Source organism: Acetomicrobium thermoterrenum DSM 13490 (genome assembly GCF_900107215.1).
Taxonomy (GTDB): domain Bacteria; phylum Synergistota; class Synergistia; order Synergistales; family Acetomicrobiaceae; genus Acetomicrobium; species Acetomicrobium thermoterrenum.
Genome location: NZ_FNPD01000005.1, coordinates 140396 through 163512, shown reverse-complemented (window position 1 = coordinate 163512; position 23117 = coordinate 140396). Strand labels below are relative to the sequence as shown.

Annotated in this window: 18 protein-coding genes, 1 tRNA gene and 1 pseudogene; 11 read left to right on the top strand and 9 right to left on the bottom strand. The window is 49.4% G+C overall.

The genetic code is table 11. The annotated features are described in order from the left end of the window. A pseudogene (locus BLU12_RS05655) lies at positions 1 to 225 on the bottom strand (ISLre2 family transposase); the annotation flags it as partial. Positions 226 to 497: 272 nt separating this feature from the next. On the opposite strand from BLU12_RS05655, the gene BLU12_RS09945 reads away from it, so the two are divergent. From BLU12_RS09945 to BLU12_RS05635, 4 genes are all read left to right on the top strand, one after another. Further along, positions 498 to 698 carry a hypothetical protein gene (locus BLU12_RS09945; protein ID WP_091461214.1) on the top strand — a complete coding sequence of 67 codons (201 nt, stop codon included), beginning with the start codon at positions 498 to 500 and terminating at the stop codon, positions 696 to 698. Positions 699 to 1130: 432 nt separating this feature from the next. Then, positions 1131 to 2294, top strand: coding sequence for an iron-containing alcohol dehydrogenase (locus tag BLU12_RS05645; protein WP_091461213.1), 1164 nt, complete (start codon positions 1131 to 1133; stop codon positions 2292 to 2294). 134 nt (positions 2295 to 2428) lie between these two features. Further along, complete coding sequence (locus BLU12_RS05640) at positions 2429 to 3772, top strand: GntP family permease (RefSeq protein WP_091461211.1); 1344 nt, start codon at positions 2429 to 2431, stop codon at positions 3770 to 3772. Positions 3773 to 3788: 16 nt separating this feature from the next. After that, on the top strand, positions 3789 to 5036 hold the full coding sequence (locus BLU12_RS05635; RefSeq protein ID WP_091461209.1) for a glycerate kinase type-2 family protein: 1248 nt from the start codon (positions 3789 to 3791) through the stop codon (positions 5034 to 5036). A 58-nt stretch (positions 5037 to 5094) separates the two neighbouring features. Here BLU12_RS05635 and BLU12_RS05630 read toward each other — a convergent pair whose 3' ends face one another. From BLU12_RS05630 to BLU12_RS05610, 5 genes are read right to left on the bottom strand one after another with little or no spacing between them, the layout of a single operon-like run. Beyond that, positions 5095 to 6483 (bottom strand): MmgE/PrpD family protein, encoded by a 1389-nt coding sequence (locus BLU12_RS05630; protein WP_091461207.1) that lies wholly within the window; start codon positions 6481 to 6483, stop codon positions 5095 to 5097. 36 nt (positions 6484 to 6519) lie between these two features. Beyond that, positions 6520 to 7884, bottom strand: coding sequence for an MmgE/PrpD family protein (locus tag BLU12_RS05625; protein ID WP_091461206.1), 1365 nt, complete (start codon positions 7882 to 7884; stop codon positions 6520 to 6522). Between the two features lie 2 nt (positions 7885 to 7886). Next, complete coding sequence (locus tag BLU12_RS05620) at positions 7887 to 8213, bottom strand: DUF4387 domain-containing protein (protein ID WP_091461204.1); 327 nt, start codon at positions 8211 to 8213, stop codon at positions 7887 to 7889. After that, positions 8210 to 9610 carry an MmgE/PrpD family protein gene (locus BLU12_RS05615; RefSeq protein WP_091461201.1) on the bottom strand — a complete coding sequence of 467 codons (1401 nt, stop codon included), beginning with the start codon at positions 9608 to 9610 and terminating at the stop codon, positions 8210 to 8212. The genes BLU12_RS05620 and BLU12_RS05615 overlap by 4 nt, the downstream gene beginning before the upstream one ends. Before the next feature lie 2 nt (positions 9611 to 9612). After that, positions 9613 to 10995, bottom strand: coding sequence for an acyclic terpene utilization AtuA family protein (locus BLU12_RS05610; RefSeq protein WP_091461199.1), 1383 nt, complete (start codon positions 10993 to 10995; stop codon positions 9613 to 9615). Positions 10996 to 11500: 505 nt separating this feature from the next. Here BLU12_RS05610 and BLU12_RS05605 point away from each other — a divergent pair. From BLU12_RS05605 to BLU12_RS05580, 6 genes are all read left to right on the top strand, one after another. After that, on the top strand, positions 11501 to 12757 hold the full coding sequence (locus BLU12_RS05605; protein WP_091461197.1) for a 3-isopropylmalate dehydratase large subunit: 1257 nt from the start codon (positions 11501 to 11503) through the stop codon (positions 12755 to 12757). A gap of 23 nt (positions 12758 to 12780) precedes the next feature. Then, the gene (locus BLU12_RS05600) at positions 12781 to 13287 is read left to right on the top strand and encodes a 3-isopropylmalate dehydratase small subunit (RefSeq protein ID WP_091461194.1); all 507 of its coding nucleotides are present in this window, start codon (positions 12781 to 12783) and stop codon (positions 13285 to 13287) included. Positions 13288 to 13376: 89 nt separating this feature from the next. Then, positions 13377 to 14387 carry a TAXI family TRAP transporter solute-binding subunit gene (locus BLU12_RS05595; RefSeq protein ID WP_091461192.1) on the top strand — a complete coding sequence of 337 codons (1011 nt, stop codon included), beginning with the start codon at positions 13377 to 13379 and terminating at the stop codon, positions 14385 to 14387. A 112-nt stretch (positions 14388 to 14499) separates the two neighbouring features. Next, the gene (locus BLU12_RS05590; RefSeq protein WP_234945486.1) at positions 14500 to 16401 is read left to right on the top strand and encodes a TRAP transporter permease; all 1902 of its coding nucleotides are present in this window, start codon (positions 14500 to 14502) and stop codon (positions 16399 to 16401) included. Beyond that, positions 16398 to 17285 (top strand): isocitrate lyase/PEP mutase family protein, encoded by an 888-nt coding sequence (locus BLU12_RS05585; protein WP_091461187.1) that lies wholly within the window; start codon positions 16398 to 16400, stop codon positions 17283 to 17285. The genes BLU12_RS05590 and BLU12_RS05585 overlap by 4 nt, the downstream gene beginning before the upstream one ends. 166 nt (positions 17286 to 17451) lie before the next feature. Then, positions 17452 to 18462 (top strand): DUF128 domain-containing protein, encoded by a 1011-nt coding sequence (locus tag BLU12_RS05580; protein WP_091461185.1) that lies wholly within the window; start codon positions 17452 to 17454, stop codon positions 18460 to 18462. A gap of 3 nt (positions 18463 to 18465) precedes the next feature. Here the strand turns inward: BLU12_RS05580 and BLU12_RS05575 are convergent. Continuing rightward, positions 18466 to 18540 (bottom strand) — tRNA-Val (locus BLU12_RS05575). Between the two features lie 233 nt (positions 18541 to 18773). On the opposite strand from BLU12_RS05575, the gene BLU12_RS05570 reads away from it, so the two are divergent. Next, the gene (locus BLU12_RS05570) at positions 18774 to 20165 is read left to right on the top strand and encodes a YfcC family protein (protein WP_091461183.1); all 1392 of its coding nucleotides are present in this window, start codon (positions 18774 to 18776) and stop codon (positions 20163 to 20165) included. A gap of 51 nt (positions 20166 to 20216) precedes the next feature. On the opposite strand, the gene BLU12_RS05565 is transcribed toward BLU12_RS05570, so the two are convergent. Both BLU12_RS05565 and BLU12_RS05560 read right to left on the bottom strand, forming a co-directional pair. After that, positions 20217 to 22217, bottom strand: coding sequence for a urocanate hydratase (locus tag BLU12_RS05565; protein ID WP_091461247.1), 2001 nt, complete (start codon positions 22215 to 22217; stop codon positions 20217 to 20219). Positions 22218 to 22307: 90 nt separating this feature from the next. After that, positions 22308 to 23045: an IclR family transcriptional regulator gene (locus tag BLU12_RS05560; RefSeq protein WP_091461180.1), complete on the bottom strand. Its 738-nt coding sequence runs from the start codon at positions 23043 to 23045 to the stop codon at positions 22308 to 22310. Between the last annotated feature and the right edge of the window lie 72 nt (positions 23046 to 23117).

Below are 23117 nucleotides of genomic sequence, written 5' to 3'. Positions count from 1 at the left end.
CCTTTCTACGACTAACCCTCTTTCCTTTCGAGATGTTTTGTCCTTTAATATGGCCTCATCTGCAAGCTCGAAGTAAGCCTTTATCAGTTCTCGGATGAAGGCCTTCATGATCCGAGAGATTTCGTCTTCAATTTCCGCTAATGTCCTGACCTCGGAATCACCGAAGAATTCAAGCAACTCCTTGATGAAGTTTATTGCTATTTGTAGTAAAATATCCTTGTTCAAGTTGGGACCCTCCTTTATGAGTTTTTGTGTGCTACAAAGATTCTACCAAAAGGAGGGGTCCCTTTCTTTTTACCTCTGAAAATCTCCTACAAATATTTTACGCGATCAGTTGCCTCTGTGACCGGACAGCGATAATGTCACCCTTTAAGGGGACAGGGAAAATGTCACCCCTATGAGTCATAATACTGAACATGAAGAAGAATGCGGGTGACCTCAAAATGTCTTTAAAACGAGCGCGAAAACTTTGTGTTTTGGAACGCCTCTGAGGTACCTTGCAGCACCGGCTCGTCGTCGACATGCGCCTGGCGGGCATCACTTCCATCGAGGAGGCCAATGCCTTCCTTGCCACATATCCTGACAAGCACAACGAAGGCTTCACTGTGGAATCGGAAAGGAAGGCCTCCTTGAAGGATATCGCAAAGAAAACTAAAAAAGGACGCGAAGGAGAAAACCCCTGTAAAACCAGCTCCTGATCATCCCTGAAGGAGGTGGTATGGCGACAAGCCAAATCCAAGGTTTCTTAGGCAGAAGGAGAGACGCTCCTATATCTTTATCTTCTAAAGTGATTGTAAAAGGTACACGGGTTGAATTGGGCTACAATATGTTCTGTGTTCATTCATACTTTGAGTGTTTAGGTCGAGCAAAATTTGGGTGGTTTTTTTAAATATATTCACTTGGGAATTCTAATATTTGACTAATAAAATAAGGTTTTAAAGCAGCCTTAGTCTTTCCTCGACGAAGTCGATATGCCGCTCCATTTCTTTAGCAGCGGCATAGCCGTTTCTTTTTTGTATATGTGGTATTATAATTTTCGAAGGATATTGAGCAATTGATGAGATGATATGAAATTTGTGAAAACCAATTTTATGATCTCGCGATAAGCTTTATACGAAAAGGTGATGAAAATGACGAACATATTGAGGCAATTTAGTTTCGAGTTGCCAACGAGGATCGAATACGGAGTGGGTATCGTTGTTAAGCTTGGGGACGAACTAAAGAAACTCGGAGCCCAAAAAGTATGCATAATCACAGACCCCGGCATCGAAAAGGCAGGCTTGCTGGGGAAAATAAAGCCCATCCTAAATGAACAAAGGATCTCCTACAGCATTTTCGATGGGATAGATCCCAATCCAAAGGATCGAAACGTCGAAAGCGGCGCTAGGGCCGTAAGTAGCTTTCAAGCGGATGCAATGATAGCCATAGGTGGAGGAAGCGTTATTGATTGCGCCAAGGCAATTGGCGTTTTGGTTTCCCACGGCGGGGAGAGGATTAAGGATTTCGAGGGAAGGACTAAAGTAAAAAAGCCAATCCTTCCCTTCGTCGCCATACCAACTACTGCCGGCACAGGAAGTGAGGTTACCTTTTCGGCGGTCATTACCGACACCGAAAACAACTACAAGATGACGGTAAGAAGCCCCTACATGGCTGCAAAGGTTGCCATGCTCGACCCTGAACTTACCGTAACCGTTCCGCCTCATATAACTGCCTCGACGGGCATGGATGCCTTGACACACGCCATCGAGGCCTACACCGTCAAGGTTTCTGAGCCTGTCAGCGATGCACTGGCTTTATACGCTATTGAGCTGATAACGCACAATTTGGCAAAGGTGGTGAAAGATGGGAAAGACATTGAGGCGCGGGCCAGCATGTTGGTGGGAAGTTTGCTTGCCGGGATCGCCTTTAGCCACTCCGACGTTGGTTCCGTTCACTGCATGGCCGAGGCCTTAGGCGGCATTTACGATGCGCCCCACGGGGTTTGCAACGCCGTGCTGTTGCCCTACGTTATGGAATACAACGCCGAGTCTTGCATAGAAAAGTACGCAAGGATCGCAAAGGCAATGGGAAAGACTTTTGAAAATTCGAGAGAAGGTGCCATGAAGGCTGTAGAAAGAGTGAAGGAACTGGCGGTAGAAGTGGGCCTGCCTGCTTTCAAGAGCCTTGGCGTGAAAGAATCAGACCTTGAGAGGTTGGCCGATATGGCCGCTAAGAACATTTCCACGGAGAGCAACCCCCGTGAAATGAGCAAAGAAGATTATCTGGTGCTATTTAAGAAAGCGCTTGCGGATTGAAGCCTATCACTTTTTAGTGGAGTGCAAATTGCAGCGACTAAAGATATATAATTAAAAATGTTACCCAAATATTATTATTTTTAAAAAAACATTGAACAACTTTTTTCAGTGTATTTTAAAAGGAGGTATATAAGATGGGTTTCTGGTTAATTGTGCTCTTAATCTTATCGGTCATATTTATAGTTTACATGACTGCAAAAGTAAATCTTCATCCATTTCTAGTCTTATTGTTCACGGCTGTGTTGTATGGTCTTTTTTCCGGCATGGGGTTGAAGGACATAATCGATTCGATTACCGGTGGATTCGGGGGAACTTTGGGAAGCATTGGCATAGTTATTGCTGCAGGCACTATCATTGGGACTTTCCTTGAGAAGTCAGGCGGAGCATTTAAGATGGCCGAAGCCGTCCTCAAAATTACCGGAGAAAAGAGAGTTCCCTTGGCGATGGCTATAATTGGCTATATAGTTTCTATCCCTATCTTTTGCGATTCGGGTTTTGTAATACTTTCGCCTTTAAATAAGGCTATTACAAAGAAAGCGAAATTATCTCTCGCGGCCACGGGTTTAGCGCTTAGTTTGGGATTATATGCAACCCATACAATGGTGCCCCCCACACCTGGTCCCATAGCTGCCGCAGGCATTCTTGGAGCAGACTTAGGTTTAGTAATCATAATAGGTATAATTGTCTCCATCCCGGCCCTTTTGATAGGGGTATTGTATTCAAATATGATGGGTAAAAAGATATATATTGAACCTGAACCGGAACTAAACGATGACGAAATAGCGAAAAGAACAGAGAGAGCCCCTTCGACCTTCAATTCTTTTATGCCCATTATCTTACCTATCATATTAATTTTGCTTAAATCTATATCCGATTTCCCGACAAAACCTTTTGGAGCGGGTGCTGTTAGCTCCTTTTTTGGTTTTGTAGGCAATCCGGTAATTGCTCTTTTAATAGGCGTTATTATAGCTTTTACCCTACCCAAAAAATTGGATAAAATGATGTTGTCTTCTAGCGGGTGGGTGGGGGAAGGGCTACTTAATGCTGCTGCCATTATCTTGATTACGGGAGCCGGCGGTGCTTTCGGCAAAATTTTACAGAATTCTGGCATAGCAAGTGTCTTAGGAGAAAGTCTCACAACTGTGAATTTAGGCATTTGGTTGCCTTTCATAGTAGCAGCAGCATTAAAGTCTGCTCAAGGTTCTTCCACCGTTGCCATAATAACCAGTGCATCTTTAATGGCTCCATTGATGGGTTCATTAGGTTTAACTTCGCCCTTAGCTTTAGCTTTAACCGTAGTAGCAATTGGAGCCGGTTCAATGGTCGTATCTCACGCAAATGACAGCTATTTTTGGGTTGTATCACAATTTTCGAGGATGAAGGTCGATCAAGCTTACAAGCTTCAAACTTTAGGGACTTTACTGGAAGGCGTAACCGCGGCAATCGCTATATGGGTTATCAGCTTAATACTTCTGTAACGGAGAGCTGCTGCTAATGAAAAGCTTAAAAGAAGATGCCTTTAGGATAATAGAGGATTCTGTTAGCTCGGTATTGCCCGAAAGGGGAGTGGAACAAGAGCTTAAAAAGCTGGATTTGGGTGGCAAGATTTATTTGGTCGCCATAGGAAAAGCCGCTTGGAGGATGGCCAAGTCCGCGAAGGACTGTCTTAAGGAAAAAGTTAAAGGCGGCGTTGTCATCACCAAATACGGACATTCCCAAGGCCCAATCGAGGGGCTTAAGATCTACGAAGCGGGCCATCCCATACCCGACGAAAATACGATCAGGTCCACGAAAGAGGCCGTAGAACTTGCGAAGGGCCTATCGAAGGGCGATACTGTGCTGTTTTTGGTCTCCGGAGGAGGGTCTGCACTTTTTGAGCTTCCTGTAGATGGCGTGAGCCTGGAGGATATAAAAAACGTCACCGATATGCTTTTAAGGTGCGGGGCCAATATCGTGGAGATAAACGCCATAAGAAAGCGCCTGTCTCGGGTAAAGGGCGGAAAGTTTGCTCTGATGGCCTCGCCAGCCAGGGTGTATTCCCTCGTTCTTTCGGACGTCTTGGGCGACAGGATCGACAGCATCGCCTCGGGCCCCGCTTATCCCGACTCGACGAGGTACGAAGACGTAAGAAAAATAATAAGGAAATACGACTTAAAATTGCCGAAGCATATACTTCAAAGCCTAAGGGAAGAAACCCCTAAAAGCCTCGACAACGTTGAAACCAGGATAATAGGAAGCGTCTCCAAGGTATGCGAAAGCGCAAAAAATGTGGCTGTAAGTTTGGGATACAATGCCATGATCCTGACTACCACGCTAGATTGTGAGGCAAGCGAAGCAGGCTTGTTTTTGGCTTCAATTGCCAGAGAAGAGGTTGAAAAAGAAAGGCCTCTTGAAAGGCCTTGTGTGATAATCCTGGGCGGTGAGACGGTCGTACACGTAAAAGGAACCGGAAAGGGAGGCAGAAACCAGGAGCTTGTCCTGTCCGCTGCCCGAGGCATAAGAAACTATCCGGGAGTTGTCATAGCCTCCGTAGGAACGGATGGCACCGACGGCCCGACGGATGCGGCGGGCGGAATCGTCGACGGAAAGACGGCCAAAGCGCTAGAGGAAGTCGGCATAGATATCGACGACGCCTTAAACGACAACGACTCCTATCATGCCTTACAAAAAGTTAATAGCTTGATAAAGACGGGGCCGACGGGCACAAACGTAAATGATTTGATATTTATTTTATGCTATTGATTTTAAATAAAAAAATACCAAGCGGGTGGCCGACGGCACCCCGCTTGGTATTTAAAAGTTATTCCTTTCTCAAAAGCTCCACGAAGTTTTTGACGTTTTTGATTTCTTCCAGGTTAAATAAGGCCTCGGCGATCTTGTCGAGTTTTTTGTCGTCGGGGATCGCCTTGTAGCCCAGGGTTTTGAACTTCCAAAGCAACTCTTCCTTAGTGAAGGGGTTTTTGGGATGTCCCTTGGGATAATTTACCTCCAGGTTGAATACGCGTCCGTCGTTTAAGTGGATGTCTATTTTCACGGTGTAGCGAAGAGCCCTTGGCAGGTTTTCTATTTCAGGATCGTCTACGACTTCTACTTTTCTTGCGAACTCCAATATCTTGGGATCTTTGATCTTGTCTTCAGTGAACTGATCTATGAAGGCGTTCCCTTCCATGAGCGTAACGGCACAGACATAAGGATGGCTTAATTGGGCTGAAACTACGCTTTTTATATCGTCGGCGTCGACGGAGTACTTTCTCGTTATGGACGTGGTGTGAACGACTATTTTTTTAATGTCTTCAGGCTTTATCTCGGGATGTTCCGCCCTGAACTTTCTCAAGCCGTCTATGGTCGTGTGTTTGCTTCGGCAAGTGGAGTAAAACTTAAGTCCAATGCCCATGAGCTCCCACCGGTCGCCCAATTCGCCGCAGGTGCGCTCTTCGTTGTAGACTCTGTCGGTGAAGCAATGGTAAAATCCTCCGAATTCGTTTTCGAAGACGTCTTCGATCCCCGTGAAGCCCTCTTTGGCGAGCAAAGCTCCGACGATGGCTCCTTCCGAGGATTTGGAGGGCACTATCCTTTTTGCCATGGAGGCGAACTGTACGGCCTGCAGGCCGCTTGCCCAGTTTCCTGAAATTCCCATGGCGTGTTGCATTTGCTCAGCGTTTAAGCCAAGCAGCCTTCCCACGCCCGCCGTAGAGCCGAATACGCAGGTGGTGCCTGTGTTGTTAAATCCCTCGTGGGCCAGCTCCATGCCGATGGGTGCGGCCACGCGGCAGGATATCTCGTAGGCCAGGGCGGCAGCGACCAAAAATTCCTTCCCGCTAATATTTTCAAGCATCTCGGCAAAGGAGGTGACGCATCCCAAAACTCCTGTGGAAACGTGAATTATCCCGTCGGTATGCGTGTCGTCGAGCTCAAAGGAGTTTATGGCCGAGCCGTTTATCATCATAGCGGCCGTGACGGAAGTTTTATCCCTCGTTCCCCATATGGAGGCTTCCTTTCTATCCGTTCTGGCGGTCAGGACGTCTTTGTAGATCTTCATCCACGGGGTGGTGGATCCGAATAGCCCGCACCCGTAGCCATCAAGCATGACGTTTTTGAGGTGTTCCATCACCTCCGAAGGAATGTCCTCATATTTCAAGTTGACAGCGAATTCCGATAACCGTCTGCTCATCGTCTGTTTTTCCGACATCTTCTTTTCCTCCTCTATTAATTTAAAAAATATGACTTAGAACCTTAACAGTCTCATCAAACTTCTTACCGGCGCGTCGTGCGATCCGTTTAACGTATTTTCAATGATCTCCGCCTGTCTTTTCTTTGAAATGACCCCTTCCGTGACGTCGATGAACTTATCTGTCAATTCTTCGTCTGTCATTGGATTTTCCGGGTCACCCTTTGGATAATCTACGCGCGATGAATAGATATTGCCTTTTTTATCCTTAATTTGGACGATCATGCTCCTGGGATTCGGATATAGTTTTTGAATTTCAGGATCTATTTCTATGGTGATCTTTTTTGCAATTTCATGCACCTTTGGATCTTTTATCGCCTCTTCCGTGTACTCTTGAAGCCCGGCTTTGCCTCTGGCTAATATTGAGGCTATTCCGTATTGGATGCTCAAGCGTGCGTGCAAGACCGTTTGGTAATCGGGGATATCAGAGCCCTGCTTTGCGTTTTGGTGTGTGAGGATATGGATTTGGTCAATGTCTTCTGGTGTCATAGGGTGCTCCTTTAGGATGTTCAATGTAGCCTCGTTTGCGTAGTGGACGTACCTGCAGGAGGGGTAGGGCTTGAAGTAAATGGATAAAATATCATATTGGGTTCCCAAACCTTCCGTGATGGAAGAGATGTCGTATCGGTCGGAAAAACAGTGACAGAAACCAAGTCGTCCCTCGATTACGCCCCTTGGGCCCGTCAGGCCTTCTTTAGCCAGTAAGGCAGTCAAGATTCCGTTTCTTGCCGCATTTCCTGGATGTAAATGTTTTACCAGAGAACCATCAATTTCGTATTGATTTATGCCAGAGGCCAGGCTTCCGGCAAGTCCTAAGGCGTTGACCGTTTCTTCGACGCTTAAGTTTAATATTTGGGAGCAGGCTGCCGTCGTGCCAAAATGAGCGACCGTTCCCGTTGGATGAAATCCCTTGAGGTAGTGGTGTGGGTTCATGGATTTTCCTATCCTTATGGAGACTTCGTAGCCAACGGCGATAGCGGCGATCAAATCCTGAGCAGCTTTACCTTCCGCCTCGCATAGGGCGAGGGAGGAAGGTATGATCGAGGATCCGGGATGGTAGGTTGCATGCCTTGAGCCGTCGTCGAGCTCCAGAGCGTGTGCTGCGATGCCGTTTGCGAAGGCAGCCGTTTGAGGAGATCTCATGATGTCCGTTCCAATTATCGTAGCCTTGGGCGGCTCCTCCAGGGACCTTGCGTAGTTTTGGGCTATCTTTCCTGACGTCGAGTGATAGCTTCCCGCTATTACGGCTCCGCAGGTGTCCAAAAGGCATCTTTTAGCCTGGTGGGTCACCTCTTTGGGCAAATTTTCGTAAGATGCCCTTTGTATGAAATCTGCCAAGGTTTCGGCGATGGTCTTACTCATCGTCACTCCTCCCAAGGTATTTCAAGCGAGAAGAGGGGAGCGTACTGCTGACAGCCGTAGACGTCCGTTTCGGCAGGTCCGCCGCTTGGGATCGGGCGCTGATAATTTGCCTTGATGCCCATGCCCGGATCGAAGAACATGAAGTCTAAGATCTTTTCGGGTTCTACGTTATAGGCCTTGGCTATCGCCTCCCTCGTTATGGCTCCGCTTTTTTTTACCCTTTCGTACACTTGCCGGTCGTCGAATATGATCTCCAGGGTTATCATGAAGCTTCCGGCATTTTTGCTCCTGACGGTTCTGGCTAAATCACAGATATTTTTTGTCTTCATGAACAAAACCTCCCAAAGTGTTCAATAATCTCTCTGTAGCTTGGACTTTCGATATTCCCCTCTACCGTCATTTTCCACAGGCCTTCGAAGAAGGCGTTGGGGTAGTAGGGGGATAACATGGCTTGCAGCTTTTTCTTTAAGTCTTCGTCGGTAACGGGAAATTCCGGCTCTCCCTTGGCGACGGGGATGTATTCTTCAAAGCTTCGGCCGTCTTTTAAAACTATCTTCATATGAGCACCCCTTTCTTCGGGGTACAGGTCATTTAATTTTTGGTCTTCAATTACTTGGACCTTTTTGGCCAAAAAGATGAGCTTCGGATCGCTTAACGTCTCAGGTGTATAGTCTTGTAGCGTGACGTTTCCTCGGGTCAATGCTATTGCTACGGCAAAGGGAAGGCTGAACATGGCCTCCTGTAGGGTCTTTGGCACCTGTATCCGGCCAACTTCCACGATGCCGAGCCTGTAAGTTTTGACTTCGATGGATTCTATATCGGCCGGTTCACAGGATAGCGTTTCCCTGGCCTCCCGCGCCAGGTCTATGGCAGCGTGACAGTGCCTGCAGGTGGGATAAAGCTTCGTGTAGGTGTAAAGAATCTCAAATCGGGTTCCAAGGTCTCCTACTAAGGCTTCGGCGGAGTAATTCGAATCGCACATGGCCTTAAGCCAGCCGTGCTCTCCCTCAAAAAGGGTCCTGGGAGATTTGGCACCGCGCTTTGCTAAGTCTGCTGCCAGGACGCCTGCGGAGGCAGCCTTTCCCGGCTGAAGGGGCTTCACGCCCGGATGGTCGTGGAGCATCTCCTGTAATCCTGCGCTTTGAAGCCCGCCCATCGATATGGCGTAAGCCGTCTTTTCTTCGTCCAAGTTTAAAAGCTTCGCACATGCAGCAGCAGCGCCTAAAGAGCCGCATGTCCCAGTCGAATGGAACCCTCTTTTAAGGTGTGCGGGGTTTATCGCCCTGGCCGCCCGAAGCATCATGTCGTAGCCGATGACTATGGCTAAAAGGATTTCGCTGTAAGAGCTTTTCTCCCTTTCGGCTACGGCCAGCACGGCAGGCATGATTGCCACGGCAGGATGTGACGTTCCCCACCTGTGGCCGTCGTCGAGCTCTATGGCATGTGCCATTACTCCCATTCCGAAGGCGGCGTTTTGGGCAGGCATCTTTCTGCCTACGCAAAGTAAAGTCGACTCAGGCTTGCCTCCGAGCTCCACAAGGTAGGGATTTACCGCCTCGGCCAGCTCCCCCACGTAAAAACCTGCAGCCAGCTCGCCCAAGAAGTCCACCAGTGAACGTTTTGCCCTTTCTATGACTTTGGCAGGAACTTCGTCATACGACAACGAGGCGTAGTAGCGGGCAAGCTTGCAGAGCAACGTATCCTTTTCGTCCCTCGGCGCGCTCATCGTTACCTTCCCCTGACAGTTTCAAAGGAGAATCTGAATATCTTATCGTCCAGCGGATCGTCCAATCGCAGGAGGTGATCCACCGTCCATTTATAGCATTTGTTTTTGGGATAAAGCGGTTCGTCCGTAAGAAGCGCCACCGATCCGCCGGAGGAATTCATCTGTCCGGGATAGCTCATGTAGAAAAAGCGGAATTTGGCGCACTTTGCCACGGAGGTGGCCAACTCCTCGTCTTTTGATATGGCTTCTATGACGATGGCAAGTTCTTGGCTTGTGATTTGCTCTTGAGGTTCGAATTCCTTCATGATGGCGTTTTTGCCATAAACGTGAAAGTAAAGTTCGTAGTCTTTGTCTCTGTGGGGGCCTATGATCTGAGAGACCTTCTTTCGGGTATCCACCAATATTTGGTCGATGTTTGCGATGGCCCTCGTGTCCCTGATTCCGACCAGGTGATACACCCTGTAGCCCACCTCGCCGGCTCCCTCCAGCTTCACCTTGTAGGTTCCGTCGGGAGAGGGGACGAATTTGCTCCCGTAAACCCTGGTGATGCGGTCCGTTTCGGCGACGTACTCGGATTCGTGCATGTCCAAAATCCCGCCGGGCACACCTTGTACAAAGGGGTTTGTCCTCTCGTACATCGAGTGGGCCGCCACGCTGTGGGGCGTCGCCCGCTGTGCCGGATGCATGGGTTCTATTGAAAAGTATTCTTTGGTGACCGTCGCTATGATGGATTCCTTCACCATCTGGGGCCAACATACCAGCGATGCGCATTCGGCAGCTTTGCCCATATGCAGGCTGATACCCTTGGGAAAGCCCTTATATATGGGGTAGGCCGCCAAGACAGCGTCGTCGCAGGCCCTGCCCGCTAAAATTACGTCTGCGCCTTCTTCCAGGGCGTGTACGATCTGCTCTATGCCCATGGATGCCGTTACGTTTGTCGTCTCGTTTAAGACTTCTTCGGTAAGTTCGTAGGGAGCCTCGAGAGGTTCGATATCCTTGAGCCTTCTTTGCAGCTCCTCCTTGCTGACCTGAGAGTATATCAAGGCCATTTTGAAGGGCTCCAACCCGTGTTTTTTGGCAAGCCTTCTGATGATATCTGCATATCTGTCCACTGCGCTGTCGGTACCTGTTGTGCTACAGGAGCCAACTATCATAGGAACGTTTCTTTTTCTGCTTTCTACCAGGAGAAGTTCTAGGTCGTGTTCCTCCCACTCGATTGGGTTGTGGGGCATGTCGGCGCCCAAAAAGGTGGGACCTGCATCGGCAGTGCCGGCATCTGCGGCGAAACAATCGATCTGACGTTTCACTCCTTCGTAAAAGGATCCCTCCTCGATTATGTTATCGCCCAAATTTCCCGTTGACACCAATAACGAAACCTTTTCCAATTCGATCCCTCCGATCGTGATGCCCTTTGCATCATAATAACGGATATATATTTCCTATCTTTGTCGAGCTTATCACTCCTTTACCTTTAAGTCAATATATGAAAAAGGGTTATATCGCTAAAAATTTATCTATTTGTCTTTGACCAAATGATACAATGCATATATATGTATTGTGCCGGTCATGAAATTTCTTTTTATTGATAAGCAGGGAAACTAACTCAATTAGCGGCGGAAAGAAGGAGATACAGAGGTGTCTCGCCTTCAAAGACCGCTGGAACATACGTTATATTAATGATGTTTTTGTTCGCCCTGTGGATATTAAGAGACATCATCGATATCACTAAAAATCATGCCATCCTACTATTGACAAAAATTATATTAGTGGTATTTTTAAAACAACCAATGGAAAGACACTTCCAATATTGCATGCTTGAATAACTATCTTACCCTAAAACATCAAAACATCGCCCACTCCTATACGAAAGAGACGACAGGGGGCATCGATATGGGAAAGACGATTGTCGAAAAGATAATTTCCGGTCACGTCGGCGAAGAGGTTAAGGCAGGAGATTATTGCGTGGTACCCGTAGATATGTTGATGTGTCACGACGCCACGGGCCCGCTTGCGATCAAGGCCTTCAGGGAATTTGAAAGGGAAAGGGTGTGGGACTCCGCAAAGGTTGCCTTCGTCCTTGACCACGCCACGCCAAGTCCAAACGAACGGATCAGCGGTCTCCACGATATGTTGAGAAGCTTCGCGAAGGAGCAGGGAATAAGGTTCTTCGACGTCGGCGAAGGGATCTGCCATCAACTGATGCTGGAGAAGGGGATGGTCTTGCCTGGCGACATCGCCCTCGGGACCGATTCTCATACCTGCACTTACGGTGCCGTCGGGGCATTTTCCTTCGGCATAGGATCAACCGACGCAAGCGGCGTGCTCCTTACGGGCAAATTATGGCTTAAGGTCCCCCAGACCATGAAGATCGTCGTCGAAAAGGGGCTAACCCGTGGAGTCTATCCCAAGGACCTCATGCTTCACATCATAGGAATATTGAAATCCGACGGGGCGGACTACCTCTGTCTCGAATTTACAGGCAGTTGCATCGACGACATGTCAATGGGAGGCAGGATGACGCTTTGTAACATGGCGATCGAAGCGGGGGCCAAGGGGGGGATAGTCCCGCCAGATGAGAAGACGCTCGAATGGGTTCGCAGCCGTTCATCTCGTTTCTTTACTCCCAAGTTGAGCGACGCAGATGCAAATTTCATAGATGTTCTCCATATCGACGCAGCTAACCTCGAACCTCAAGTGGCCTTTCCCCACGCCGTCGACAACGTCCACCCCGTGGATGAAGCCATCGGAATTCCCGTACAGCAGGTCTTCATAGGCACCTGCACCAACGGACGTTTAGAGGATTTAAAGGAAGCTGAAAGTATCTTAAGAGGGCGGAAGGTAAATGATTCTGTCAGGCTGCTCGTATGTCCTGCTTCGAGGGAGGTTATGCTTGAGGCCGCAAAGCAGGGCATCATAGCCTCCTTGGTCGAAGCAAAAGCTACGCTCATCCCGCCGGGGTGCGGACCCTGTCCGGGCACACATCTTGGCGTGCCGGGAGAGGGAGAAAACGTCATCTCCACGGCTAACAGAAACTTTAAGGGTCGAATGGGCAACAACAAGTCGAACATATATTTGGCCTCACCCGCTACGTGCGCAGCTTCGGCGATAGAGGGCAGAATAGCCGACCCTAGAAAGTACTTGGACTGAAGTCGGCAGAAAGGTGATGGAAGATGAGCGATCTTTTATTGAAGGGAAAGGCCCACAAGTTTGGCGATGACGTAAACACCGACTACATAATAGCCGGCAAATACACAAAAACCTTGAATTTAAGCGATCTGGCAGCTCATTTGTTCGAGGACATCGACCCCGAATTTTCGAAGAAAATGAAACGGGGAAACATGGTCGTAGCCGGAAAAAACTTCGGATGCGGTTCATCGAGAGAGCAGGCCCCCATCGCTATAAAGGAATCGGGCGTATCAGCAGTGCTGTCGAAGTCCTTTGCCAGGATTTTCTTCAGAAATGCCATCAACATCGGCCTTCCCGCCCTGGTATGTGATACCGACGAAATAGATGACGGAGACGAACTTGAGGTGGACCTGGAAAGAGGGTTTGTTTTGAACATATCTAAGGACATAAAAATTCCCATGGAAAAGATGCCCGATATCATGAAAGCCATCTTAAAAGAAGGAGGGTTGGTACCTTACCTTAAGAAGTACGGGGATTTCGCGGCAGGATAAGTGTACGGTCTAAATTCGTAAAAGCGGTATGGAGCGAGTCCTGAAGGGAAGATATTTTGAGCAGTCATAATTTTAAGGAGGGAAGAAAGATGAAAAAGAAAGGATTTTGGTTCCTTTTCTTCGCCATAGCCTTGTGTCTTTTAACTTCGCCGGCAATGGCGGAAAAACAATACCTCAATATGGGAAGCACGTCCTCCACCTCGGGTGTCTATGCCTGGTGCGTCGCTACGGCAAACGTGATAAACGAGGCCCAAAACGACATTCAGGTTACGGTCATCGAAAGCGGCGCAGCCCTCGATAACTTAAGGAAAATCAAGACGGGGGTGTTCGATTTTGCGTTATGTGTTGATCTGCCTTCTGCCTATCAAATGGTGAAGGGTATGGATACCTTCGAGAAGGAGAAGTGGGAAGACGTTCGCTGGCTTTTCATGCGCAATATTACTGCCGATCGTCTGTACGTGAGAAAGGACTCAGGCGTCACTACCTTTAAGGAACTGAAGGGCAAGAAGTTCAGCCCCGGCATCCCCGGCTCCGCATCGGCCGAATATGTCTTTAAATTTAACGAACTTCTTAAAGTCGGGATAGACCTCGTTCCTGCAGCCTACGGAGATGCCGTTGACGCCATGAAAAACGGAAGGATAGTGGGACTTCAAAAGACATCACCCCTGGACAGCCTGGATGCTTCCATGATCGAGGTCAACCTCACCCTTCCCATCACGGTCATAGGTTACAGCGAAGATGACGTGGCTAAGATAAGGGAGCGTTACCCCTACATGATCTTCCTCGAGACGCCCAAGGGCAAGATCAAGCAGTTGCCGGACGTGGGACCCATCATGGAAGAGTGCGCCATCGTAGGGGCCGTAGCATCGGTCAATCTGCCCGAGGAAATCGGGTATCAAATCGTTAAAGCCTACGTCGAAGGTTTCGATGAAGTGGCGTCCGCCTATCCCGCAATTAAGGGTTGGGACCCCGTGGCAGATTTCTTCGAAAACGTCCCTGAGGGCGGTGAAATTTACGCTCATGCAGGTCTGATACGTTACGCCCAGGAAAGGGGCATCGAAGTTCCTGAGAGGTTTATACCTCCTGAATACAAAAAGTAGACCCAAATAAGGCAAAGGGGCAGCCGATCATTCCGCAGGAAATATCCCTCTTCGGCTGCCCCTTATATGTCCCTGACATAGGGGGATATGAGAAGGAGGATCAATATTTGACATGACCAAAGACAGAATCGATGCTCCCGATGTAAAGACCTCCGTCATCTTTTGGTTGGCTGTAGCGCTTTCCGTGGCGCAGCTTACTGTTCCGATATATTTTCACTTGCTCGATTTGCAGCTTAGGGCGATTCACGTAGGTCTCGGCATATCCTTGGCCGCGCTGGTGTTTCCCTTTAAGAAAAAGTACGAGACGAACAGGCTGACTACGCTGGACATCTTAGAACTTCTTTTTATAATAGCGGCAAATGTGAATATATACATCAAGACGCTAAATATTTACATGTATCCCGGAAGCGCAGATACGTTAGATCTGTTGCTCGGGATCGCCTTAACCGTCATAATCCTCGATACTACCAGGAGGGCCGTGGGTTGGGCCATCCCGATAATTGTTGCCGGCTTGATATTTTATGCCCTCTTTGGAGACATATTTCCCGGAATGTGGAAATTGAGAGGGTTGTCCTGGGACTTCGTAGTCAACTCGGTCTATTTCTCTCCCTTGGGTATTTACGGCAGCGTCACCGCCATGTCGGCCACCTTCATATCCCTTTTCATAATCTTTGGGGCCTTGCTGTCGGCCGGTGGGGGAGGGAAGACCTTCATAGATATAGCCTTTGCATTGACAGGCAAATGGAAGGGAGGTCCTGCTAAAGCCGCCATAGTGGCCAGCGCGCTTTTTGGAAGCATATCGGGAAGCGGAGTGGCAAACGTCGCCGTCACGGGAAGCTACACTATACCGATGATGAAGCGTCTGGGATATCCTCCCAACTTTGCCGGAGCCGTTGAGGCGGTCGCCTCTACGGGAGGCGGCATAACTCCGCCTATAATGAGCATCGCCGCCTTCATGATGTCCGAATTTTTGGGAATTTCATATTTAAAGATAATAGGTTACGCCATCATTCCCTGCGTCCTCTATTACACGAGTGTCTATGCTGGCGTGCAGTTTATGACCTTGAGGTTGGGCCTGGCTCCCGTGCCGGAAGATGAGATTCCCGAGTGGAAGGAAATATTGACCTTCAGGCGCCTCTCCTGTCTCGTCATTCCCATCGTTGTTTTGCTGGGCCTTGTTGCCGTCGGGAGGCCCCTCCTTACCGCAGGATTTTATACCTGTCTTTCTACCATAATTCTCATGTTCATAAGTGAAATTCCCGAAAGCGGACTTATGAAAAGCATAAAAAAAATGATCGCCGCTTTGGCTGAAGGCGGCATAAGCCTTGCCAGGATCGTTCCCATACTGGTATCGGTCAGCATTTTGGTAAACATGGTGGGCATAACGGGCATAGCTCCTAAGATAAGCAGCCTGATAATGAGCGTGGGACAGGACAGCTTCATATTCGCTCTGATTATAAGCACGTTCGTCCCCTTTATCTTGGGGACTTCACTTCCCGTCGTTCCCACTTACGTCCTCTCCCTTTCCATTCTGGCTCCTTCCCTGCTCAGACTCGGAGCTGATGCTGTGGCGCTCCATCTATTTTTCATTTATTGGTCGCTGCTCGGCGGTCTAACGCCACCTACCTGCACCCAGGCAATCGTGGCTGCAGGCATAGCAAAGGGCGACTGGTTTAAGACGGGAATTAATTCGGTGAAATTGGGTATCGTGGCCTTCATCATGCCCTTTTTCTTCGTCTGGAACCCCGCTTTCGTTGGCAGGGGGGCGCCTCTGCAGATTTTAATCTGTGCAGTCACCGGCTTTTTGGGAGCCATATTTATGGCTTACGGCTTTTTCGGACACATAGACAGCAGGACGAACCTTTTGTTTAGAGCGGCCTTTTTCGCAGGAGGAGTGCTGCTGCTTTTTCCCCATCATCTTTATTCGATGATTGGACTTGCCGTCGCCGTCGGTTTTTTGATAATAGAAAAGATGGTCAGCAAAAAAATTGATCTGGAGGGATCGTCTGTATGAAGAAATCGACCTTGTTGAAAAATATGATCTTGGAAAGAAAAGCCCTCGTTTGTCCGGGCGCTCATGACGTTATTTCTGCTAAGCTCATAGAGCGCGCAGGCTTTAAGGCCTGTCAGGTCAGCGGCTTCGGCCTTTCGGCTTCATATCTTGGACTTCCCGATATGGCCTTTTTATCCTTCTCCGAGGCGTTGAACTTTTCCAAAAACATAATAGATGCAGTAGAAATACCCGTCATGGTGGATGCCGATACAGGCTTTGGCAACGCAATAAACGCCATGAGGGTTACGGAGGAGTTCATAAAAGCGGGTGCGGCGGGAATGAATATAGAAGACCAGGTTTTCCCCAAGCGATGCGGGCACCTTGAAGGAAAGCAAATAATTCCGATGGAGGAAATGGTGCTCAAGATAAAGGCTTGCATAGAGGTCAAAAAGAAATTGGACCCCGATTTCGTCATTAACGCCAGGACCGATGCCATAGCCGTAAGCGGTGTGGAGGAGGCCATACGCAGAGGCAATGCCTATGCTGAAGCCGGAGCGGATTTAATATTCATCGAGGCTCCCCGCACCAAAGAAGACATAAAAAGATTAATAAGGGAAATTCAGGCACCCATTAGCATTAATCTCTTCGATGCCGTAAGCGGCGGCAAGACTCCTCTTATTAGCATTGACGAGCTTCGCGAGATGGGAGTAGCTCGTATAAGCATCCCAGTAGGTCCTCTGTTTGCTGCCATAAGGGGCATGATGAATTACCTTGACGTGATAAAAGATGGCATCGCCGAAGGAAGGACGGACCTCGTGGTCCCCTTCGGGGAATTTAAAGATTTGATAGGCTTTAATAAATATCGAGATCTTGAAAAGGCGTTTTTGCCCGATTACATACCTTAAGGCCCTGTTCTTCCATCGAAGCACGGGATTGGTCTATTAACGAAATCTACAAATCGGAGAGCCCCGTTTGAGCATCGCTTGACAGCTCTCCGATTTGCCATACCTTCTTGAGGTATACTAATATAAATGCTGAAATTTATACAGATACAACGGGAGTTGATAACCGGTGAAGATACCGATGGGAAACAACGCAGAAGAATATCCGCCAACAGTTATAGAAATACTTAGGAGCCTCTATTTTTCGGAGGATCCGTTGACCTCTGTCGAATTGAAGGAACAGCTCGATAAGCGCGGTTTTTCCATCGACGACAGAACCGTTCGTTATCACCTGTCCAACCTGGAGAAGGAAGGCCTTATCACGCGCTTTGGAAGAAAGGGCGTGATGCTTACCGCCGAAGGCAGCGAGGAGGCTAGAGCCATCTTCGTCTTCGATCGCATAGGCCTTTCTTCCATGGAGACGGAAATGCTGATCATGAAAAGCGATCTGGATCCTTGTTCTAACAAGGGCAAGGTCATCGTGAACATCACCTCCGTTCCAGAGAAGCTAAAAGATGAAGCTCTGTCGTTGTTGGCCGAGGTGTCTGAGTCCAACGTCATCGTCTCGCCCTTGGTTGCGATCTTACCCCAGGGAAAGAGGATTTGGAACTACAGGGTTCCGGAAGGTCGCTGCGCCATCCTTTGCCTTTCTTCGGCCAATTACGATGTAGCCTTGAGGCGCTGCGGCGTCTATGTGGAGACCGTTGCTACAGGACTTTTCAGGCTGCAGGGCTACAAAGGCAAGGGCTTCGTCGATGTTATATCCCATTCGGGCACTACCTTGAGCCCGGGAGAGCTTTTGATAAGGGGAGGCTTCACTGAAGTGATGTCTGCGGTTCGCACGGGGAAAGGCTGCGTCACGGCCGCCATCAAGACCTTTCCTTCCTTTATGTACGAAAAGGTTGTGGAGGCCATCAACGACTGCAAAAACGACAACATAAGCGGACTTTTCGAGTTGGGGTATCTAATGCCGCCAAAATATCAGATGAGCATAAAAGATCGTACGCGAGGTTATATGTTGATCTTTGGAGGCGCTAACTATCTCGCTCCCCTGGTGGAGTGCGGTATTACCGATGCCCTATCCATAGCATCGGGGCTTTACGATATTGAGGATATGCATCTGCCTAAGGAAATCCAATAAAAATGGTGGGCGACACAGGTTTCGAACCTGTGACCTCTTCCGTGTGAGGGAAGCGCTCTCCCGCTGAGCTAGTCGCCCACTGCGTATTCGATTATAAAACACCCCTATGCATTCTGCAAGCGGAAGTTTGTTTTCCTATACCCCCAGGAGTGCCTTGACAGTTTCCTAACGATCGTGGTAAAAAGTTTGCATGTTAATAAAATCTACGAATGGGGGAAGGGGCTGTAAAGGGGGTGTGTAGCTGCCCGGAGAACCAGTAAATATCACAAACAGCGTATTTACGGACTTTTTGAAAAGAAAGGTGGCTAAAAATGCGAAAGTTGGCCATACCACATACTTATGTGCTTTTGTTTATGATCGTTATCGTGGTGGCGGTAGGTACTTACGTAGTTCCTGCCGGGGTGTTCGAGAGGTATAGGGACGAGGCTACGGGAAGAACGCTCGTCGATCCCGACAGCTTTCACTACGTTGAACCGACTCCCGTTGGCTTTTTCGATGTCTTTGCATCCGTTCCAAAGGGAATGATCGCTGCCGGTGAGGTGATATTTTTCATCTTCATCGTCGGAGGGGCCTTTACGATAATTCAGGCGACGGGTGCTATTGATGCAGGGATATCGAAGGTCGTATTGCAATTAAAGGGAAGGGAAAAGCTTCTCATCCCCGCGACCATGTTCGTCTTTTCCCTGGGAGGACTTTCCTTTGGCATGTCAGAGGAGACGATAGTCTTCATTCCCATGGGCGTTGCTTTGGCCAGGGCCGTCGGCTTCGATCCCATAGTCGGGACGGCTATTATATCTACCGGTGCTGCCGTTGGCTTTGCAGGCGGCATCCTGAATCCTTTCACCGTCGGGGTAGCGCAAAGCATCGCCGAACTTCCGCTTTTTTCTGGGATAGGGATCAGGCTTGTAGGCTACGCCCTGCTTTTCCTCGGGGCCTGTTACTATGTGATGCGATATGCCTCAAAGGTCAAAGAGGATCCTAAAAGCAGCATCGTCTACGACCTCTTTAAGGATGAAGAGGTTCCAGGCCATTATACTAGCGAATCGACCAAGCTTACTTCTTCCCATAAGTTGGTTTTGTTGGTTGTGGTGCTGTTTTTTGCCTATATGATCTACGGCGTCATGGCGAAGGGGTATTACATAATGGAACTTGCCACTATATTTCTTGCCATGGGCGTCATCTCCGGGTTGGTGGGAGGCCTTACTCCCAACGCAATCGGGAGAGCCTTCGCCGACGGGACCAAAAGCATTGTCTTTGGCGCCCTCGTAGTGGGCATAGCCAGGGCCATATTGGTCGTGATGACGGAAGGCCAGATAATCGATACCGTTATCTATGCTCTGGCCAACTGGGTTTCCCATTTACCGGGAGCTTTGTCCGCAGCGGGGATGTTTTGGGTTCAGTCGCTAATTAATTTCTTCATCCCCTCGGGAAGTGGGCAGGCCATGGCAACGATGCCCATAATGGCCCCAATAGCCGACCTCATAGGCGTAACAAGGCAGACTGCGGTGCTTGCATATCAGTACGGCGACGGATTTACCAATCAGATCATCCCCACGTCGGGTGTGCTCATGGCCGCCTTGGGCATGGCCAAAATTCCCTACGACAGGTGGTTTAAGTTCATCTGGCCTCTCATGATATTCTGGCACTTAATAGGCACGGCCATGGTAATTATTGCCCATTTAGTCGGGTACGGGCCCTTTTAGATCCGTAAAACATAAGGCGGCTTTTAAAGCCGCCTTATGTTTGTTTAATTTTTAATTCTTTTTCAACGCTTCGGCGACCGTGTTGGCGACAAGTGCCTCGTCGGGAATGTAGGGAAGGGTGATGTGGTAGTTTTCCTTGGATTTTTCGTTGACCGATCTGGCCACTTCCATGGCACCGTCGTTTCTTGCCCAGGATCGCCTAGCTACTCCCACCAGTACGTCCCAGGATAGGGCCCTGTCTATGACCTTATCTACCCCTTCGCTACCGTCTAATACCAAGCCGAAGCCCCCATTTATGGCCTTGCCGATTCCGACTCCGCCGCCGTTATGAAGAGCGATAAGAGACATCCCTCGGGCGGCGTTTCCTGCATAGCACTGCACGGCCATGTCGGCAGTGATGTTGCTTCCGTCCTTGATGTTTGCCGTCTCCCTGAAGGGGGAGTCCGTGCCGCCCGTATCGTGGTGGTCTCTGCCAAGTATGACGGGACCTATTTCGCCCTTTCTCACCATTTCGTTGAACTTTCGGGCGATGGTAAGGCGAAGGTCTGCGTCGGCATAAAGAATTCTTGCCTGTGTTCCTACGACGAGGTTGTTTTTGTCGGCGTCCCTTATCCAGATGTAGTTATCCCTGTCCTGTGGCCTGCGGTCCGGGTCGATGCACTCCATGGCTGCCCTGTCCGTCTTGAGGAGATCTTCTCTTTTGCCCGAAAGGCATACCCACCTGAAGGGCCCGTAACCGTAATCGAAAAGGAGCGGCCCCATGATGTCCTCCACGTAGGAGGGGAATATGAAGCCTTCCCTTTCGTCGGTGCCGTTTTTGCAAATTTCTTTCACGCCTGCGTCGTAGACGGCCTTCATGAAGGAATTACCGTAGTCGAAAAAGTAGGCCCCGCGGTCGACGAGGGACTTTATGAGCTCGAAGTGCTTACGAAGGCTCTTATTGACAAGCTGTTTAAATTTTTCCCTGTCTTCGGACAGCAGCTTTGTCCGCTCTTCAAAGGTCAGCCCCTGGGGGCAGTAGCCGCCGTCGTAGGCTGCATGACATGACGTCTGGTCGGATATGAGCTCTGCTTTTATGCCGAGTTTCACTGCGTATTCGAGCAAATCGACAATGTTTCCGTAGTAAGCTATGGATATAGGTTCTTTCTTCTTGAGGTGCTCGTTGGCGACGCGAAATACCTCGTCTAAGTCGGAGGAGACGTAGGAGACCCAGCCTTGTTTTCTTCGCGTCTCGATCCTAGAGGGGTCGACTTCGGCGATGATGCCGACGGCTCCTGCGATCTCGCAGGCCTTCGGCTGAGCGCCGCTCATGCCGCCCAGGCCTGAAGATATGAAGAGATGTCCCCGCATGTCCTCGCCCGGTTTGAGGCCGAGGTGCAGCCTTCCGGCGTTTAAAATGGTGTTGTACGTGCCGTGAACTATTCCCTGAGGCCCTATGTACATCCAGCCACCCGCCGTCATCTGGCCGTAATTCGTCACGCCAAGCTGCATCCCTCTGTGCCAGTTTTGCTGGTCATCGTACATGCCCACGAGCAGGCCGTTGGTGATGATTACCCTCGGCGCCTCGGGATGGGATTTGAAAAGTCCCAAGGGGTGTCCCGACATGACAACCAGGGTGTGTTCTCTGTCGAGGATTTCGAGATATTTTTTGATGAGCCTGTACTGCATCCAGTTTTGGCAAACCTGTCCCGTCTCGCCGTAGGTGACGAGCTCGTAAGGGTAGAGAGCCACCTCGAAATCCAGATTGTTGTCGATCATAACCTGGAAGGCCTTTCCCTCGATGCATTTTCCCTTGTACTCGTCGATGGGCCGTCCCCAGATGCGCCCCTTCGGCCTGAAGCGGTAGCCGTAGATACGGCCTCGGGTTACGAGCTCTTCCATGAACTCTGGCGCCAGCTTTTCGTGAAGCTCCTCGGGGACGTAGCGAAGGGCGTTTTTAAGCGCCAGTTCCGCCTCCTTTTGGGTCAGAGTAAATCCTCTGTCGGGAGCGCGCCTTACGTTTGGCTCAAAGGGAGGGTATTCGGGAAGTTCGGGGTCGAGTTTGATGGTCATAGCCTTGCCGTTCAGTTCGTTTATTTCTTTCACGTCAAACTACCTCCTTCTTCGTACTTTTTATTTAAGACTTTCTTTTATAAACTCTTTTTAAAGTTTTGATCCTATGCGGCGGGAGGCTTCTTTCAACATCTGCGCTATGGCCTCTTCTTGGCCGTCGAAGCTGGCGGCCAGCCCCGCCAGCCCCAGCTGGGCGACGAAGGTCCCCCTCGAGTCGAACATAGGTACGCTTATATCACCGGCGTGGGTTATCCATTCCTCTCTGCTGTAGGCAAATCCGTCGCTTTTGATCTTTTCAAGCTCACTTATTAGGCGATGAGCGTCGACATCGGAAGGAAGGCATGAAGATATGATTCGTTCCTGCAGATCCTTGGGGCTGAAGGCAAGAAGCACCTTTCCCGTGGCGCTTACGTGCAAGGGTATGGTCATTCCGCGATGAGCTACGTATTTTACGGGGCTTGAGGGTTCAACATGGTGTATACATAGCCCGACCGAACCCTCCAGGACGCTTAAGATGGCGGTCTTATTCGTTTCGCGGACGAGGCGCTCCATTTCGGGAGAGGCTGTGTTGATCAGAGCCTGGTGGAAGAGCCTTTCATTGTGAAGGAGAAAAAACCTCACGCCCGGGCGGTATCGCTCCGTCTCGGGATCGGCGTAAACCCACTCTTCCCTTTCCAGGGATTTCAACAGACGATGGAGGGTGCTTTTCGGGATCCCCGTCAGGCTTTCTATCTCCCTTAAGCTGTAGGTGCCATCGGAGGAACACAAAAGCTCCATCACAGCAGTTACTTTTCCGACGGTATCGGCCTTGAAAGATCTCTCTGCCATCTTCTCCTCCCAAAAAACGGGACATACTGTCCCATGTATCTATAAGATATAAAATATTCTTTCATTTGTCAA

Coding starts and splice junctions, on each gene's coding strand:
- BLU12_RS05645 (WP_091461213.1), top strand. CDS start 1,131: ATGACGAACATATTGAGGCAATTTAGTTTCGAGTTGCCAACGAGGATC.
- BLU12_RS05640 (WP_091461211.1), top strand. CDS start 2,429: ATGGGTTTCTGGTTAATTGTGCTCTTAATCTTATCGGTCATATTTATA.
- BLU12_RS05635 (WP_091461209.1), top strand. CDS start 3,789: ATGAAAAGCTTAAAAGAAGATGCCTTTAGGATAATAGAGGATTCTGTT.
- BLU12_RS05630 (WP_091461207.1), bottom strand. CDS start 6,483: ATGTCGGAAAAACAGACGATGAGCAGACGGTTATCGGAATTCGCTGTC.
- BLU12_RS05625 (WP_091461206.1), bottom strand. CDS start 7,884: ATGAGTAAGACCATCGCCGAAACCTTGGCAGATTTCATACAAAGGGCA.
- BLU12_RS05620 (WP_091461204.1), bottom strand. CDS start 8,213: ATGAAGACAAAAAATATCTGTGATTTAGCCAGAACCGTCAGGAGCAAA.
- BLU12_RS05615 (WP_091461201.1), bottom strand. CDS start 9,610: ATGAGCGCGCCGAGGGACGAAAAGGATACGTTGCTCTGCAAGCTTGCC.
- BLU12_RS05605 (WP_091461197.1), top strand. CDS start 11,501: ATGGGAAAGACGATTGTCGAAAAGATAATTTCCGGTCACGTCGGCGAA.
- BLU12_RS05600 (WP_091461194.1), top strand. CDS start 12,781: ATGAGCGATCTTTTATTGAAGGGAAAGGCCCACAAGTTTGGCGATGAC.
- BLU12_RS05595 (WP_091461192.1), top strand. CDS start 13,377: ATGAAAAAGAAAGGATTTTGGTTCCTTTTCTTCGCCATAGCCTTGTGT.
- BLU12_RS05590 (WP_234945486.1), top strand. CDS start 14,500: ATGACCAAAGACAGAATCGATGCTCCCGATGTAAAGACCTCCGTCATC.
- BLU12_RS05585 (WP_091461187.1), top strand. CDS start 16,398: ATGAAGAAATCGACCTTGTTGAAAAATATGATCTTGGAAAGAAAAGCC.
- BLU12_RS05570 (WP_091461183.1), top strand. CDS start 18,774: ATGCGAAAGTTGGCCATACCACATACTTATGTGCTTTTGTTTATGATC.
- BLU12_RS05565 (WP_091461247.1), bottom strand. CDS start 22,217: ATGACCATCAAACTCGACCCCGAACTTCCCGAATACCCTCCCTTTGAG.
- BLU12_RS05560 (WP_091461180.1), bottom strand. CDS start 23,045: ATGGCAGAGAGATCTTTCAAGGCCGATACCGTCGGAAAAGTAACTGCT.